Source organism: Brevibacillus fortis (genome assembly GCF_003013395.1).
Classification (GTDB): domain Bacteria; phylum Bacillota; class Bacilli; order Brevibacillales; family Brevibacillaceae; genus Brevibacillus; species Brevibacillus fortis.
Window position 1 is genome coordinate 331,715 of record NZ_PXZM01000023.1, and the last position, 15,951, is coordinate 347,665.

Here is a 15,951-nt window from a genome sequence, read left to right on the forward strand (position 1 = left end):
AGTGGGAAAGGGAGCAGTTCGGGGAGCTGTCGGCACGTAAATGATTGCAGCAATTATTTATTCTTATAAAGAAAAACGCGACATGCCAGGGATGAATGCGACCTCCCGGCTGTCTTTTGCCCGCTGGTATGAAGGGGAGACGGGCTACCCGATTGTCAATGACTGATGCGCAACCGTACTTTCGGATTTTTAATCCTGTCACACAAGGGGAAAAGTTTGATCCAGACGGTGCATTCGTCAAAAAATATCTTCCCGTATTGCGTGAAGTACCTCTACAATATATTCATAAACCGTGGGACATGCCGGAGCATATCCAAGAGCAAGCAGGCTGCAAGATTGGCTTCGACTACCCGATTCCTTGTGTGGACCATGCACAAAGAAGAAAGCTGACCATGGCCTTGTTTCAGGAGGCAAAAGACCGCCATGCAAAGACTGAGTAACGACTTTTAGGCAAAGGGAGATAGAGACGTGGCACAACTATATTTTCGGTATGGAGCGATGAACGCTTCCAAATCCATTCAATTATTGACCGTTGCTCACAACTACGAGCAATCGGGGAAAAAAGTAGTAGTGTTTACTCCAGCAGTGGATGATCGCTATGGCGTGGGAAAAGTTGCTTCGCGTGTTGGGATTAGCCGGGAAGCCATTCCGATTAGCGAAGAGACCGATCTGTATCAAATCGTAGAGGCAGAGTCAGTTAAGCCGCATTGCGTATTGGTTGACGAGGCTCAGTTCATTAGCCGCCACCATGTAGATCAGCTCGTCAGAATTGTAGACAAGCTGGGCATCCCTGTAATCGTCTATGGCTTGTTGAAAAACTTCAAGAATGAGCTCTTCCCTGGCAGCGCCGCCCTGTTGTGTGAGGCTGACAAGGTAGAAGAGATTAAAACCGTTTGCGTTTACTGTAATAAAAAGGCGACGCATATTCTCAAGTTCAAAAATGGACAACCCGTCTACTCCGGGGAGACCATTGAAATTGCTGGAAATGATACATACAGCAGCGTCTGTCGCAAGCATTACTATACGCCTCCAGCTTCCGAATAAAGAAAGTGTAAGCCACCCCCTGTTTGTCCCGTGCATGAGCCCAAGAGGCGATGCACAGACTAAGCAAAACAGGAGGTGGCTTTTTCATGCGGACACAGCCTATTTGGCGAAGCTCGTTGGTCATACTGGGCTTGGTGGCACTGACTTCTGCCCTCACCGTCGGCTGCGGTGGAAACACAACGAAGCAACAAAGCTATGGTACAGATATGAGAAACACGCAGCACCGTGCTACGATAAAAGGGGATCAAAGTGGCGACACATTGCAAGGACGCGCACCTGTCGCCATGGATCGTGATTCGTTGATGGGGCGCAATCAAAATCCGAATATGGTTACCGGTCAATTGAATGTACGCAATACGCCCGTCGAAGTGACCAATATGGAGAGGATCGCCATGTCGGTGAAAGGTGTGGAAAATGCGCGCATCACACTCAGCGATGCCAATGCATATGTTACTCTTGACCTTGTGCATAACATCACTGCGAATCAAGCGCGTACCATCGAGCAGCAGGTGATTTCGCTTCTTCGAGAAAGAATTCCAAACTACGATTTTCACTTAACCTCGCATGATGGTTACCATCGCTGACAGGTGAGCAGGACGTATGTAGCAAGGCTCGGCATTGCCGGGCCTGTTTGGCATCACGTAAAACATTTCCAGTAATATTGTACTTTGACTTCTTGCGCCATTCCTCCTATAATTTATCTGTTATAACCGTTTTTTTGGTAGAACATAATTTATCGCAATTCATATCGACATAAATGCTACCAAGGCTTCGCCTGCGCCAAAAGGCTATTATTCTTTGCGATGGGGTGAAATACAAATGTTTACACGCTTATCTGCAGTTGAAGAGCGTTTTGAAGAAGTAACCAATCTCCTATGTGACCCCGACGTCATTAGTGATACTAAACGCTTGCGTGAACTGTCCAAGGAACAATCTTCGTTGGAAGAGACGGTAACGACATACCGTGAATATAAATCAGTGGTGAGTCAAATCGATGACGCCAAAGCGATGCTGGAAGAGAAGCTGGATGACGAGATGCGTGAAATGGTCAAGCTCGAGCTCAATGAATTGTCAGCACGCAAGGAGCAACTGGAAGAACGCTTGAAGATCCTGTTGCTTCCAAAAGACCCGAACGATGAGAAAAACGTGATTGTGGAAATCCGCGGTGCTGCGGGCGGTGATGAAGCTGCACTGTTTGCCGCTGTACTTTTCCGTATGTACACACGTTTTGCAGAGCGCAACGCTTTTAAAATTGAAGTACTAGAGGCAAGCCCAACCGATATCGGTGGATACAAGGAAATTGTCTTCTCACTGTCCGGCCGTGGTGCTTACAGCAAAATGAAATTCGAAAGCGGCGCGCATCGTGTACAACGCATTCCAGCTACTGAATCCGGCGGGCGCATCCATACCTCTACTGCGACTGTACTGGTTCTGCCAGAAGCAGAAGACGTGGAAGTAGAAGTACATGAAAAAGATATCCGCATCGATACGTTCTGCTCCAGTGGTGCGGGCGGTCAGAGCGTTAACACGACCAAGTCGGCGGTTCGCGTAACGCATATTCCTACAGGCATCATGGTTTCTTGTCAGGATGAGAAATCCCAGCATTCCAACAAAGACAAAGCGCTGCGTGTATTGCGCGCTCGTCTCTATGATTTCTACATGCAACAACAAAATGCGGAAGCAGATGCTACGCGCAAAAGCTTGGTGGGTACTGGTGACCGAAGCGAGCGCATCCGCACGTACAACTATCCACAAAGCCGCGTGACCGACCACCGCATCGGTCTGACCCTGCACCGACTGGAATCGGTATTGGAAGGCGAATTGGATGAAGTGATCGACAACCTGATCATGCATGAACAAACGGAGCTTTTGAAAAGCCATGCACACTCAGCTTGATTGGTCTGATGTCACGACGATTCGAGAAGCCCTATTACGGGCTTCTTCCTTTTTGCGGGAAAAAGGGACAAAGGATCCTTTGTTCGAAGCGGAGCTAATGATCCGCCATTGTCTCGACTGGGATCGGACGCGCTTTTTAATGGCGATGACAGATTCAATCGATGCAGAAACATTGGTGAAGCTCGACGGACTGTGCATGCGCAGGGCGAATAACGAGCCTTTGCAATATATGTTTGGCGAACAGGAGTTTTACGGGCGTCCCTTTACGGTGCGACCAGGTGTGCTGATTCCAAGGCCAGAGACGGAAATACTGGTGGAGCAAGTGATGGATGCTGCTGTGAAGCTCTGGCCTGAGCGTGAAGAACTAGCCGTAGTGGATATCGGAACAGGGAGTGGAGCCATCTGCATTACACTCGCGTTAGAAAAACCGCAATGGCGCGTGACTACGGTAGATTTGTCTCCTGAGGCAACGGCAATCGCTCGAGAAAATGCAAGTCGTCTTGGTGCAGACATCCGCTTTCTACAAGGGGATTTGGTGCAGCCACTTTTGAACGCAGGCGAAAAGGTAGATATCCTCGTATCCAATCCACCTTATATCCCGAGTCGCGATGTCGAGAAGCTGGACGATGAAGTGCGCGTACACGAACCTCGCTTGGCTTTGGATGGCGGCGAAGATGGTCTGGATTGCTATCGTCGACTGTGTGAGGCGCTGCCGAATCTATTGAAAGAAAGAGCAGTCGTAGCGTTTGAGGTAGGCATTTATCAGGCTGGGGATGTAGCGGCATTGATGAGGGCATCTGGTGTCATGGATGATGTAGAGATTGTTCCGGATTTGGCGGGGATCGAGCGAGTCGTTATCGGTGTGAGACGATAGCACTTGTTCGTCTCGCCTTTTTTATATATGGAATGAATGTTTGAAATCGTGTGAATCCGTCCATACTGATTGCTAAAGAGAGAAGATCAGTATAGAGGGAGACGGATAACGATGAAACGAATCATGTTAATGGCATTTAGCCTGTTTATGCTAATGATGAGCTGGGAGGGGCAGCTTACTTCGGCCAATGTGTTGGATAATGGGCCGATCCCTCAGGAATCCGTTCGCTTGCGCATTATTGCGAACAGCGATTCTGTCCAAGATCAATGGTTAAAACGAGAAGTCAGAGATGCGATTATCGCTCAGATGAATACGTGGGCGGATGATATCGAGTCTTTGGAGGAAGCAGAGCAAGTGATTCAAGCACAATTGCCTGTCCTTCAACAAGTCGTAGACAAGACGATTAAGGAACGCGGTTTTTCGTACAACGCTGTAGTCGATTTCGGAGAAGTCCCTTTTCCGACGAAGCTGTACGGTTCCTATGTGTATCCTGCGGGTAATTACCGAGCGGTCCGCGTACAAATTGGAGGAGCAAAAGGTCAAAACTGGTGGTGTGTCCTTTTCCCGCCGCTCTGCTTTATTGACATGTCCAATGGTGATGCTGTACAAGCCGAGCCAACTCCAGAGCCTGAAGAATCAGAGCAAAAGACAGCATCCATATCTGAGCAGGAAGAAGACTATGATCGATTGGATCGAGAGCAGGTAGCGGTCTTAACCCCAGAAGAGAACGAAGTAGGGCTAATTTCTGAGTCAAATAAGGTGGACGCTGAGCAAACAAAAGTAGAGGTAGAAGAGTCCGAAGAGGTAGAAAAAGCAGAAGAAGCAACTGCCTCTGTTCCTGAGGTAGAAGTACGATTTTACTTATGGGAAAAAATCGAGAGCTGGCTCTCCTAAGCTGGACATAAAAAACGACACCCGCCGCATGTGCAGGTGTCGTTTTGAATTGCTGCGATTACTTTTTGAACAAAGCCTCACGAATCTCAGGCTTCAACAGACCTTGATAACGATGTGCAGGGATCGCGAACTCTGGCATTCCTGCTGCATAAGCGGCAATTTCGTATTGACCAAAATGAATCACCAGGTTGCCGTCTTTAAAGGAGAAGCCTTGGTCTTCTCTGATGCTTTCGAATCCATCATAAGGATTAAATCCGTCTGCCTGGGTCTCCGCTTTAATTTGTTGCGAAATGATTTGATTGAGAATAGTACGGTAGTCATAGCCAGGCTGGAACAGGTCAGCCAGCTTCAGCTCTTTTGCCTTGGCTTGATTATCGATGGTGTAATACGTAACATCCGTCATGCCATGTGCTCCGCCTGTATAAATGTATGTCTGTGCGGAGAAAGAAACGAGCTTGCCAGCATTGTGTACCTCATAGGAGATGTCGAGTGCATGAGGGCGGGGTTCCCATCCGTGTTTTTTCGCTTCTGCCGCATCTTCTTTGCCGGCTTTTTGCCCTTCCGCCAAGCCTGTTTGCGCTTCTTTCAACAGAGTAGCGTTCAGTTTTGCTTCAAAAGCTTTATCCTTCATCCCGCTAATCACTGGGATGGATACTTTTCCTTGAAATTCCTTTGTATTGACCGTAATGGTTTTTGGTGTGAACACCACACCGTTAGCTTGTGGCTTTGGCGCTTGTACAGCAGGCTTTGTGGAGGTTGCAGGTGAAGCAGGTGCTGCAAATACTGGAGCAGCGACAGCTGTTAACAATACAGCTGTGCCAAGCAGGCTGGAAGCTAAGGATTTAAAAGATGACATATCATTCACGGTCCTTTCGATAAAGGGAAAGTTATTGTTTTGTTTTCGTGTTCATTCTACTACAAGGTTGAGACGGATGAAGTTAAAAAAAGGTAACAATGTTCCGTTTTCCACGCTGTTCAGAAAAGTTATTCACAAGTTACCCACAGCCTGTTGAAAACTTTTTGGTGCACATCTATACTTAAGGCACTCCTTACAAAGAAACGAGCTAGAGAAAGGATTTTTTAACGATGGAAATGAATTTTGTGACACAAGTCTGGTCTGTGGATAACGATGTGGAAAATCAGCATAGTTGTGCACAGATTGTGGATGCAGCCCGTTTTCTTCGAGAAGGGGCAGTTGTCGCGTTTCCCACGGAGACGGTTTACGGCTTGGGAGCGAATGCATTATCAAATGAAGCAGTGGAAAAAATATTTACAGCAAAAGGCAGACCCAGCGATAATCCGCTGATTGTACATATTGGAGCATGGGACCAGTTGTCCACGGTAGCAAGTGAAGTTCCGGAGAAAGGGAAAAAGCTGATGGAGGCGTTTTGGCCAGGTCCCTTGACGGTGATTTTGCCAAAAACAGATCAGGTAGCTTCGCTGGTAACGGCAGGACTGGATTCAGTCGGGGTTCGCATGCCTGACCATCCGATTGCCTTGGCTTTGATCAAGGAAGCAGGAGTGCCGATTGCAGCACCGAGTGCCAATCGCTCTGGTCGTCCGAGTCCAACGACAGCGGCGCATGTATTGGCTGATTTGGATGGACGAGTAGCAGGTGTGGTCGATGGTGGGGCAACAGGTGTTGGGGTAGAGTCTACTGTTATTGATGTTACGCAGGACCCGCCCATGATTCTGCGCCCAGGCGGCATTACTCGGGAGCAAATGGAACCAGTGATTGGCTGCGTAGAGCTGGACCCTTCTTTTCAAGTGGGAGCAGCCGAGGCACCGCGCTCTCCAGGGATGAAATATACGCACTACGCCCCAGAAGGGGAAATGTGGTTAGTGTCAGGAAAGAGTGAAAAAGTTCGGGCGAAAATGGAAGATATGCTGCAACACGCGAAGCAGCATGGTCAAAAAACGGGTGTGCTGGCAACGGAAGAAACAGCTCCCTTTTGGCAAAGCCACACGGCGGCAGATGTCGTTCTTGTGGTCGGATCTCAATCGGATCTGGAAGTAGTTGCTCAACAGCTGTATGCAGTGCTGCGGGAATTCGACGATCAAGAGGTGCAGTATATTGTCGGGGAGACTTTCCCGCGAAACGGGTTGGGTATGGCTGTGATGAATCGTTTGGAAAAGGCTGCTGGAGGCCGTGTCTTGTCCGTGTAAACCTGTCCTAAACTCCCCCTTGTCCGCATAAGGTGAAGAGACGGGAGGGGAGCTGCTTGGACCAGGTGTTATTCCAATGGGGGCAATTTTTGACGCTGCTCATTATTGCGTTCGCCTTAAGCATGGATGCCTTTTCGTTGGGAATTGGCGTAGGAATGGTTGGGATTCGGTTACGAGAGATTATTAAAGTAAGTATCACCATCGGACTGTTTCATATTATGATGCCGATCATCGGGATTGTCGTTGGAGCGTATTTGTCCGATTTGGTTGGAGATATAGCCGTGTTCATTGGCGGCGGAGTCCTGATGATCATCGGCTTGCATATGCTATGGAATGGCTTCATTCAAGGGGATCAAAAAAGTGTTTTGAAGACAAAAGGGTTCGGACTTATGCTCTTCGCATTAAGTGTCAGCCTGGATGCTTTCACCGTCGGCTTCTCGTTCGGCTTGATCGAGGTCAATAGAATTTTGGCCATCTCTCTTTTTGGAATAATGGGTGCCACCATGTCCTACTTCGGTTTATTGTTAGGCAGGAGTGTGGGAGGGTGGCTTGGGGATTATAGCGAATTAGTAGGTGGACTTATTTTGTTTGGTTTTGGGTTAAAATTTATGATATAACCTGACTAATTAATAGGAGAGGAGGAACGATACGTGAAACGGATACTTTTCGTCTGTACGGGAAATACGTGCCGAAGCCCAATGGCAGAAGCGATGTTTCGTGTGAAGACAGACGGGCAGGGGCTTGAAATACGCTCAGCGGGAGTGGCGGCATTCGCCGGTCAAGATGCCTCTTTGCACGCCAAACAAGTATTAGAAGAGCGAGGGATTACCCACGATCATAAGGCCAGCAAGGTAGACGAAGGGCTGATTGAATGGTCTGATGTCATTTTGACGATGACGCACGGTCACAAGCGCGCGATCTTGACGTATTTCCCCTCAGCGGCTGAAAAGGTGCATACCCTACAAGAGTTCGTTGGGATAGAAGGCTTTAGTGATATTGCTGATCCGTATGGGGGATCACTGATGGATTATCGCAGGTGTGCCGAAGAAATCGATGAATCACTCGAAAGGCTTTCCATGATGCTGAAGGACCCGGGCCTTCGTAAATCAGTGGATGAATAAGGTGCTGGTGTATAGCCGGGGCCTTGTTTTTTGCGAGAGTACGAACGATTTTTTAGTGATTTGATAAAAATGTTCACTTTTTACTTATCGTTTTTTGATGTATACTAGACGAAGATTATGAGACAAGCGAGGGATGACAGATGAAAGTAGCACTTGCTGCTGATCACGGTGGATACAAGCTAAAAGAGGAGATCAAGACTCTGCTGGCCTCCATGAACATCCAGACGGAAGACTTCGGCTGCACCTGCGAGGAATCGGTTGATTATCCCGATTATGCTTTGCCAGTAGCGGAAAAGGTGGCAGCGGGGGAGTTTGATCGAGGCATTCTCGTTTGCGGAACAGGTATCGGCATGTCGATCGCAGCCAACAAGGTTCCCGGCATCCGTTGTGCACTTGTGCATGATACGTTTTCTGCACGCGCTACCCGTGAGCATAACAACACCAATGTGTTGGCGATGGGGGAGCGGGTTATTGGACCGGGTCTTGCGCTTGATATCGTGAAAATTTGGTTGGAAACAGAGTTTCAAGGTGGTCGCCACGAGCGTCGTGTGGAAAAAATTTCCCAAATTGAAGCGAAGCATGCGGGAGTGAAGTAAGTGGATTTATCCGCTATCGAAAAACAAATCAGTGAAATTGTCGAAGAAGTAGCCGATTTGGCAGAGCTTGGGGCCGGACAACTCATGGTGATCGGCTGCAGTACCAGCGAAGTACTTGGGGAGCATATCGGTAAAGCTGGCAGCCAAGATGTAGCGATAGCTCTGTATCGTGGGATCCAATCTATTGCAGAGAAGCGCGGCTTTGCTGTTGCCTTTCAATGTTGTGAACATTTGAACAGGGCTCTGGTCGTTGAGCGTGATGTCGCATTGCGGTACGGACTGGAAGAGGTCTCGGTTGTTCCGGTTCCAACTGCTGGAGGGGCGATGGCCGCGCATGCATTTACACAGTTCTCGGATGCAGCCGTTGTAGAACAAATCCGTGCGCATGCAGGCATTGATATCGGTCATACCCTTATCGGCATGCATTTGAAGCATGTGGCAGTACCTGTGCGTCCGACACAGCGCCTCGTTGGACAAGCACATGTTACGGCAGCGCGAACACGTCCCAAGCTGATTGGCGGGCCGCGTGCCGTGTATGAGAAGACACCACCGAATGAAAGCTGTACGTAAAAAGAATGTGGGACAAGCCCACTTTTTGATCACGAACTTTTAAGGAGGAGAAACTATTATGCTAGATTTTTTACGTAAACAAGACCCGCAAGTATTGGAAGCCGTTCAATTGGAGCTCGGAAGACAACGCGACAAGATTGAGCTGATTGCCTCTGAGAACTTCGTAAGCCGCGCAGTTATGGAAGCAATGGGAACCGTTCTGACGAACAAATATGCAGAAGGATATCCAGGCCGCCGCTATTACGGTGGTTGCGAGTATGTGGATATCGTGGAAAACATCGCGCGCGACCGCGTAAAAGAAATTTTCGGCGCTGAGCATGCAAACGTACAACCACACTCCGGTGCTCAGGCGAACATGGCTGTATACTTCACTATTCTTCAGCCAGGCGATACCGTACTGGGAATGAACCTGTCCCACGGTGGTCACTTGACGCATGGTAGTGCAGTGAACTTCTCCGGTACGCTGTACAATTTCGTTGATTACGGTGTAGACGAAAACTCTCACCTGATCAACTATGAGGATGTTCGTGCAAAAGCGTTGGAGCACAAGCCAAAGCTGATTGTTGCTGGTGCGAGTGCTTATCCGCGTACGATTGATTTTGCCAAGTTCCGTGAAATCGCGGATGAAGTGGGCGCTTACTTCATGGTGGACATGGCGCACATCGCTGGTCTGGTTGCGGCAGGTCTGCATCCAAACCCAGTACCGCACGCGCATTTCGTTACTTCTACGACGCACAAGACTTTGCGTGGACCACGCGGCGGTTTGATTTTGTGCAAAGAAGAATTTGCGAAAGGCATCGACAAATCCGTGTTCCCAGGCGTTCAAGGTGGTCCGTTGATGCATGTCATCGCAGCGAAAGCAGTTGCCTTCGGCGAAAACCTGCAACCAGATTTCAAGGATTACGCAGCTCGCATCATCAAGAATGCACGTGCATTTGCTGAAGCGCTGACTGCTGAAGGTCTGACGCTCGTTTCCGGCGGAACGGATAACCACCTCGTATTGATTGATGTAAGCAAAATCGGCCTGACAGGTAAAGTAGCCGAGCATCTGTTGGACGAAGTAAGCATTACCACGAACAAAAATACGATTCCTTACGATACACAAAGCCCGTTTGTCACAAGCGGTGTGCGCATGGGTACGCCAGCAGTAACAAGCCGCGGTTTTGATGAGGAAGCAATGAAAGAAGTAGCAGCGATTATCGCTCTGACATTGAAAAACCCAGAGGATGCTGCGAAGCACGAGGAAGCACGCCAACGTGTGGCAGCTTTGTGCCAACGTTTCCCGATGTATGAAGGCTTGAATATTTAATCCAGGCAACGAGAAGCAGACCCAGTGGAATTTTTCCCATACGGGTCTGCTTTTTTTCCACTTCTTCGCTGTTGACAGGGATCGAGGATGCAATAAAAGTGCGAAGATTAGGCAAATTGACGGCACCACTCTCACCAGCTATTATAGAAAGGATGTATTGATAGGGAAACGGAGGAAATGACATGAGCCGTGTATATGTGTTTGACCATCCGCTGATTCAGCATAAAGTTACGTATATTCGTGACAAGAATACAGGGACCAAGGAATTTCGCGAACTGGTAGATGAAGTGACCACTCTGATGGGCTATGAAATTACCCGTGATATGCCGTTGGAGGAAACCACCATCGAAACGCCAGTGGCTACCTGTCAGTCGAATGTAATTGCCGGTAAAAAAGTAGGGCTGGTACCGATTCTGCGCGCTGGTCTTGGTATGGTGGATGGGCTGATGAGGCTGATCCCTGCTGCCAAAGTAGGACACGTAGGTCTTTACCGTGATCCGGAAACCCTGCAGCCTGTTGAGTATTATGTGAAACTGCCATCCGATGTTGCTGAGCGTGAGTTGATCGTAACTGACCCAATGTTGGCGACTGGTGGCTCTGCTGTTGCTGCTATTACCGCTTTAAAAAAACGTGGAGCGAAAAACTTGAAGCTGATGTGCCTCATCGCTGCTCCAGAAGGCATCAAGCTGGTTCAGGACGAGCATCCTGATGTAGATATTTACGTAGCAGCTGTTGATGAATATTTAAACGACCATGGATACATCGTGCCAGGCTTGGGCGATGCGGGTGACCGCTTGTACGGCACGAAGTAGTCGGAGAGGGAAAAACGGATGAAAACTGTAAAAGTAATGACGGTCTTCGGCACACGTCCGGAAGCGATCAAAATGGCGCCGCTTGTCCATGAATTGAACAAGCACAGCGAACAGATCGAATCGATCGTTTGCGTGACTGCCCAACATCGTCAAATGCTCGATCAGGTTTTGGACATTTTTGATATTCAACCAGACATTGATCTGAACATCATGAAGGATCGCCAAACGCTGGTGGGTGTGACCACTCGCGCATTGGAGAGTCTGGACGAAACAATGAAGGAAGTAAAACCGGACATTGTCCTCGTACACGGGGATACGACAACCACTTTTGTTGCGAGTCTGGCTGCTTTTTATAATCAAGTTGCGATCGGACATGTGGAAGCGGGTCTACGCACTTGGGACAAGTACTCGCCGTTTCCGGAAGAAATGAACCGTCAGTTGACAGGTGTAATGGCTGACCTTCACTTCTCTCCGACAGATGGATCGGCTGACAATCTTCGTCGCGAAGCAAAGCCGGAAAAGAGCATCTACGTGACAGGAAACACAGCGATTGATGCGCTGAAAACAACGGTTCGCGAGGATTACACGCATCCGGTGCTTGATCGCGTAGCTGGTCAGAAGCTGGTGCTGATGACGGCTCACCGTCGCGAAAATTTGGGCGAGCCGATGCGCCGTATTTTCCGTGCTGTTCGAAGACTGGTAGATGAGCATCCTGAGATTGCTGTTGTGTATCCGGTTCACTTGAATCCGGCCGTACAAGAAGTGGCGCAGGAGATTCTCGGAAACCACGATCGCATTTCGTTGATCGAACCAATGGATGCACTTGATTTCCACAACTTCGCTCGTCGTGCCCATCTCATCCTGACCGATTCTGGCGGGGTGCAGGAGGAAGCGCCGTCTCTTGGCGTACCAGTACTGGTTCTGCGCGATACGACAGAACGTCCTGAGGGGATTGAAGCAGGCACGTTGAAGCTCGTAGGAACCGACGAAGAGCAAGTTTATGCAATGGCAAAAGAACTGCTGACCAATCAAGCGGCTTACGATGCAATGGCGCACGCTGTCAACCCATACGGGGATGGCGAGGCTTCCCGTCGTATCGTAGAAGCAATCCTCTATCATTTTGGTTTGCGAGCTGAACAACCAGAGCCTTTCCAACCAGGTCAGTAACATACAGCTAGGAAAACCCGCCAGGTACCGTTCGTCAAAACCGGGCGGGTTTCTTGTTGGAAGCGGGGAAGTTTTAGGTTTCGAAGACTGACGATTTGGTATGTTTTTCTAATAGAGAATCGAGAGAATTGGCGAAACTATCCATGACCTTTTGCGTCTAATATTTAGTTGCTGAGCTTAGATGATAGAAAGACAGAGTTTGGAATACGGAGAGGAGTTACCAACATGAGAGCGCAAAGGATAGTGACGCTGCTCACGGCCACGACCATGGCCTGGGGAGCTTTTGTTCCGTTTGTGCCGTTTGCGACCAATGTCGCACACGCCAGAGCGGAAACCAGTGCATTGAATATGATGTGGCAAACCCCAATTGGTGAGGGGACCACTTTGCAGAAATATACGAAATCATTTGCCAACCAAGTAGTCACGATCATGGTGACTAAGGTTGACATGAATAATCCTTACGTTGAGGTCAAACCGGTATACGGAACGAAAGGCAAGCTGACAGACAGGCAGACGGTTACACAAATGGCGCGTGAAACAGGAGCTGTAGCAGCGATCAATGCCGACTTTTTTAACATGTCGAAGCGGGGAGCGCCGTTTGGCATTGTCATGAAAGACGACGAACTCATTTCATCCATGGGCTTGGTCTCTTACTGGTACGCGCTGGGCTTGACGGGAGACAAGATGGCCATCGTCGATAAGTTTGGTTTTGGCGGCAAGGTTACTGCTCCTAATGGCGCTACCTATTCGATTCAGGGAGTCAACAAGGAAGAGTACAACCCAAGTGATGGACGAAAAAGTCACCAAAATCAGCTGAATGTCTATACCCCTTCCTTTGGCAAAACCAGTTTAGGGACGATATCGGGCTACAAAGATGTCGTCGAGATTCTGTTTGTAGACAACGTAGCCAAGGAAGTTCGTTTGAATCAACCTGGCGTATACATACCTTACAACGGCTATGTCCTTTGGGGACATGGAGCAGCAGGAGCATTTCTCAAACAAAACTTCCCAGTAGGCGCTACTGCAACAGTTGAGTATCAAACGACACCGCAAACACTCGATTTAAACCATGCGGTGGGTGGTAATGTCCTTTTAGTCGATCAAGGGAAAGCACTGTCGTCCTTTCAGGCGGACAAGTCCATCACGAACAAAACGGCGCGCACAGCGGTCGGTGTTTCCCAGGATGGGAAGACCTTGTACATGGTCACAATCGATGCGAGCCAAGGTGTTTATTTGGACGAACTGGCAAAAATCATGGCGGAGCTCGGCTCTTATCGGGCTGTAAACTTTGACGGTGGCGGCTCTACGACCATGTCAGCTCGCATGCTGGGTGAGACACACGCGAATCTGTCGAATAAGCCGAGCGGCGGTGCTGAGCGTCGAGTGCCTACTGGACTGGCCGTATACAACACGGCACCTGCTGGAGAATTGAGAGGCTTCCAAATCGATGTACCAGCAGATGTGCTTATCGGACAAACCATCTCGCTCAGCGCATCCAAAGGATATGACGTTCATTACCAACCGTACGCGATCAATGCAGGCGATGTGAGTTGGGATGGCAGTCAGTCCGAAGCAGGAACCGTAAATGGCAAGCAATTCACACCAGCTCGCTCCGGCAAGATCACATTGACTGCGCGATTGGGCAATGTGACGCAAAATAAAGACATTCAAGTCATTTCCGGCAATGATGTCCAGCAAATCGTCGTTTCCCCGAATCCAATTACGATTGCACCGGGACAATCCATTAATCTCGATGTCAAAATCAAAACGAAGAAGGGCTCTACCGTACAAGCGACGCCACTTAGCGTAAAAGCGAGTGTCGATTCTTCTGTAGCGACGATCAACGACAATCTGCAACTGGTAGCAGGCAATGAGCCGGGCACCGGAAACCTGACGATTACGTATGATGGCGTGGCGACAACCGTACCATTTGCCGTCGGACAATTTGAACAGCCATGGCTCACCTTTGATAATCAGGCTGGCTTGTACCATGCAGCCAATCCAACCAGCATTAGTTCCGCAGGTTCGTTCGCGCTTGTCTCCGATCAGACATTCCGCACGAAAAAGGCAGCGAAGCTGGTGTATAACTTCTCTGGAGCTCCAGCAAACAACATGCGGATTTCGTACGGTGTTATGGGAGCGAAACCTGTGACCATTCCTGGCAAGCCGCTCGGGTTGGGCTTGTGGGTCAATGGTGACAACAGCGGACATTGGCTCCGTGCCGAAGTAGTGGATGCGAACGGAAAAGCAGTTTATGTCGATCTGGCAAAAGAGATCAATTGGACAGGCTGGAAGCAGGTCAAAGGCTACTTCCCGAGCAATGTTGCGTATCCGTTGCAACTGAAGAGTGTGTATGTCGTTGACCAAGCCAATGATGGTATTACACACGACAAAGGGACACTGTACTTCGACGAATTCTCGCTCCTCTTGGGCAACCAGACAGGTCAACCGAGCGATGCGACCGTTGTTCCTGAACTGCCAGGCAGCATGTCACTCGGAGCGGAGCTCGATCTCCATTATTCCTTTGAAAATACCGCATCGTACCTAGATAGTGCGCTGATTGATGTGGAGTCGATCGTGACCCAGCCAATGCCAGGTTATGTGCCTGCTGATTATTCGTTTGCGATTAAGCCGGGCGAACTAAAAGCAGGACAAGAGGACGCGATATCCACTTCTTCGATTCAATTGACCTTGGCACCGAAGCAATGGCTCGCTGGAAAAGGCGTTGGACTCTTGTACGTAAACGAAGTAAACAATACATTGGATCCGCTTATGGGAACCGTGAATGCACAAGGTCAGTGGGTATATGAAGTCAACAGCTACGGCAAGTATATTCCGTACTACCTGGACAATGCAGGCACGAGCAGCGCTGGATTCACAGATATTGCAAAGCATTCAGCCAAGGCAGAAATCACATACATGGCGGAAAAGGGCTACGTGAAGGGTTTGACGGAGACGACGTTCGGTCCAGAGGTTTCCTTGACAAGAGCACAATTCGTCACACTGCTCGCGCGCACTTTTGAATGGGAGCTCCCTTCCTCACCAAAGCTGAATTTCAAGGATAAGGTGCCTTCCTATGCGCAAGGTGCCGTACAGGTTGCTGTTTCCAAAGGCCTGGTGAAGGGGTATAACGATAACACCTTCCGTCCGGATCAGCCGGTGACTCGCGCAGAGGCCGCAGTCATTCTCGATCGCCTCGTGAATAAAAAGGGAGCGACGAAAACGGTCTCTGATAAAGGGACCTGGCCATCCTGGGCATCTACATCCATCAACAACATGGTCGGACTCGGTCTGATTGATCCAGTCGGAGGAAATTATCAGCCGAATAAACCGACGACGAGAGCAGTGTGTGTCGTTGCACTGTATCGCATCCTGCATCAAGACAAATAAGAATATCAGTATGAAAGGTCAAGCTTCTTTAACACAGAGGAGCTTGACCTTTTTTTGTCTATAAGAATTTATAAAGCCGTTTATTAGTTTGAGCCAGTGATTTATGGATGGT

At 49.1% G+C, this 15,951-nt stretch carries 17 protein-coding genes; 16 read left to right on the top strand and 1 reads right to left on the bottom strand.

What is annotated here, in order from left to right:
• Positions 1-40 precede the first annotated feature (40 nt).
• From C7R93_RS30670 to spoIIR, 7 genes are all read left to right on the top strand, one after another.
• Positions 41-166 carry a deoxyribodipyrimidine photo-lyase/cryptochrome family protein gene (locus tag C7R93_RS30670; RefSeq protein WP_244191557.1) on the top strand — a complete coding sequence of 42 codons (126 nt, stop codon included), beginning with the start codon at positions 41-43 and terminating at the stop codon, positions 164-166.
• The gene (locus tag C7R93_RS30675) at positions 159-440 is read left to right on the top strand and encodes an FAD-binding domain-containing protein (protein WP_244191563.1); all 282 of its coding nucleotides are present in this window, start codon (positions 159-161) and stop codon (positions 438-440) included. The genes C7R93_RS30670 and C7R93_RS30675 overlap by 8 nt, the downstream gene beginning before the upstream one ends.
• 28 nt (positions 441-468) lie before the next feature.
• A complete protein-coding gene (locus C7R93_RS15750; RefSeq protein ID WP_106839696.1) occupies positions 469-1,044 on the top strand; it encodes a thymidine kinase in 576 nt (191 codons plus the stop codon).
• Between the two features lie 86 nt (positions 1,045-1,130).
• Positions 1,131-1,628, top strand: coding sequence for a sporulation protein (locus tag C7R93_RS15755; RefSeq protein ID WP_106839697.1), 498 nt, complete (start codon positions 1,131-1,133; stop codon positions 1,626-1,628).
• A 235-nt stretch (positions 1,629-1,863) separates the two neighbouring features.
• The gene (gene prfA, locus C7R93_RS15760) at positions 1,864-2,940 is read left to right on the top strand and encodes a peptide chain release factor 1 (protein ID WP_106839698.1); all 1,077 of its coding nucleotides are present in this window, start codon (positions 1,864-1,866) and stop codon (positions 2,938-2,940) included.
• Positions 2,924-3,814, top strand: coding sequence for a peptide chain release factor N(5)-glutamine methyltransferase (gene prmC, locus C7R93_RS15765; RefSeq protein ID WP_106839699.1), 891 nt, complete (start codon positions 2,924-2,926; stop codon positions 3,812-3,814). Before prfA ends, prmC begins: the two co-directional genes overlap by 17 nt.
• Positions 3,815-3,925: 111 nt before the next feature.
• Positions 3,926-4,708 (top strand): stage II sporulation protein R, encoded by a 783-nt coding sequence (spoIIR, locus tag C7R93_RS15770; RefSeq protein ID WP_106839700.1) that lies wholly within the window; start codon positions 3,926-3,928, stop codon positions 4,706-4,708.
• Between the two features lie 58 nt (positions 4,709-4,766).
• On the opposite strand, the gene C7R93_RS15775 is transcribed toward spoIIR, so the two are convergent.
• On the bottom strand, positions 4,767-5,564 hold the full coding sequence (locus tag C7R93_RS15775; protein WP_106839701.1) for a DUF3298 and DUF4163 domain-containing protein: 798 nt from the start codon (positions 5,562-5,564) through the stop codon (positions 4,767-4,769).
• Between the two features lie 230 nt (positions 5,565-5,794).
• Between C7R93_RS15775 and C7R93_RS15780 the strand changes: the two genes are divergently transcribed.
• From C7R93_RS15780 to C7R93_RS15820, 9 genes are all read left to right on the top strand, one after another.
• Positions 5,795-6,874, top strand: a complete 1,080-nt coding sequence (locus C7R93_RS15780; RefSeq protein ID WP_106839702.1) for an L-threonylcarbamoyladenylate synthase — start codon at positions 5,795-5,797, stop codon at positions 6,872-6,874.
• Positions 6,875-6,930: 56 nt separating this feature from the next.
• Positions 6,931-7,491, top strand: a complete 561-nt coding sequence (locus C7R93_RS15785; protein ID WP_106839703.1) for a manganese efflux pump MntP — start codon at positions 6,931-6,933, stop codon at positions 7,489-7,491.
• A 33-nt stretch (positions 7,492-7,524) separates the two neighbouring features.
• A complete protein-coding gene (locus C7R93_RS15790; RefSeq protein WP_106839704.1) occupies positions 7,525-7,995 on the top strand; it encodes a low molecular weight protein arginine phosphatase in 471 nt (156 codons plus the stop codon).
• 140 nt (positions 7,996-8,135) lie between these two features.
• Positions 8,136-8,591 carry a ribose 5-phosphate isomerase B gene (rpiB, locus tag C7R93_RS15795; protein WP_007725502.1) on the top strand — a complete coding sequence of 152 codons (456 nt, stop codon included), beginning with the start codon at positions 8,136-8,138 and terminating at the stop codon, positions 8,589-8,591.
• The gene (locus tag C7R93_RS15800) at positions 8,592-9,161 is read left to right on the top strand and encodes a TIGR01440 family protein (RefSeq protein ID WP_106839705.1); all 570 of its coding nucleotides are present in this window, start codon (positions 8,592-8,594) and stop codon (positions 9,159-9,161) included.
• A 58-nt stretch (positions 9,162-9,219) separates the two neighbouring features.
• Entirely contained in the window at positions 9,220-10,470 is a 1,251-nt protein-coding gene (locus C7R93_RS15805) for a serine hydroxymethyltransferase (RefSeq protein WP_106839706.1), read from the top strand.
• Positions 10,471-10,652: 182 nt separating this feature from the next.
• Complete coding sequence (gene upp, locus C7R93_RS15810; RefSeq protein WP_106839707.1) at positions 10,653-11,282, top strand: uracil phosphoribosyltransferase; 630 nt, start codon at positions 10,653-10,655, stop codon at positions 11,280-11,282.
• Between the two features lie 18 nt (positions 11,283-11,300).
• The gene (wecB, locus tag C7R93_RS15815; RefSeq protein WP_106839708.1) at positions 11,301-12,449 is read left to right on the top strand and encodes a non-hydrolyzing UDP-N-acetylglucosamine 2-epimerase; all 1,149 of its coding nucleotides are present in this window, start codon (positions 11,301-11,303) and stop codon (positions 12,447-12,449) included.
• A 225-nt stretch (positions 12,450-12,674) separates the two neighbouring features.
• A complete protein-coding gene (locus C7R93_RS15820; RefSeq protein WP_106839709.1) occupies positions 12,675-15,839 on the top strand; it encodes a phosphodiester glycosidase family protein in 3,165 nt (1,054 codons plus the stop codon).
• Positions 15,840-15,951 lie beyond the last annotated feature (112 nt).

Bases quoted from the DNA above. Each gene is read 5' to 3' on its own strand.
- rpiB (WP_007725502.1), top strand. From the start codon at position 8,136: ATGAAAGTAGCACTTGCTGCTGATCACGGTGGATACAAGCTAAAAGAG.
- prmC (WP_106839699.1), top strand. From the start codon at position 2,924: ATGCACACTCAGCTTGATTGGTCTGATGTCACGACGATTCGAGAAGCC.
- C7R93_RS30675 (WP_244191563.1), top strand. From the start codon at position 159: ATGACTGATGCGCAACCGTACTTTCGGATTTTTAATCCTGTCACACAA.
- spoIIR (WP_106839700.1), top strand. From the start codon at position 3,926: ATGAAACGAATCATGTTAATGGCATTTAGCCTGTTTATGCTAATGATG.
- C7R93_RS30670 (WP_244191557.1), top strand. From the start codon at position 41: ATGATTGCAGCAATTATTTATTCTTATAAAGAAAAACGCGACATGCCA.
- upp (WP_106839707.1), top strand. From the start codon at position 10,653: ATGAGCCGTGTATATGTGTTTGACCATCCGCTGATTCAGCATAAAGTT.
- wecB (WP_106839708.1), top strand. From the start codon at position 11,301: ATGAAAACTGTAAAAGTAATGACGGTCTTCGGCACACGTCCGGAAGCG.
- C7R93_RS15755 (WP_106839697.1), top strand. From the start codon at position 1,131: ATGCGGACACAGCCTATTTGGCGAAGCTCGTTGGTCATACTGGGCTTG.
- C7R93_RS15805 (WP_106839706.1), top strand. From the start codon at position 9,220: ATGCTAGATTTTTTACGTAAACAAGACCCGCAAGTATTGGAAGCCGTT.
- C7R93_RS15820 (WP_106839709.1), top strand. From the start codon at position 12,675: ATGAGAGCGCAAAGGATAGTGACGCTGCTCACGGCCACGACCATGGCC.
- prfA (WP_106839698.1), top strand. From the start codon at position 1,864: ATGTTTACACGCTTATCTGCAGTTGAAGAGCGTTTTGAAGAAGTAACC.
- C7R93_RS15780 (WP_106839702.1), top strand. From the start codon at position 5,795: ATGGAAATGAATTTTGTGACACAAGTCTGGTCTGTGGATAACGATGTG.
- C7R93_RS15775 (WP_106839701.1), bottom strand. From the start codon at position 5,564: ATGTCATCTTTTAAATCCTTAGCTTCCAGCCTGCTTGGCACAGCTGTA.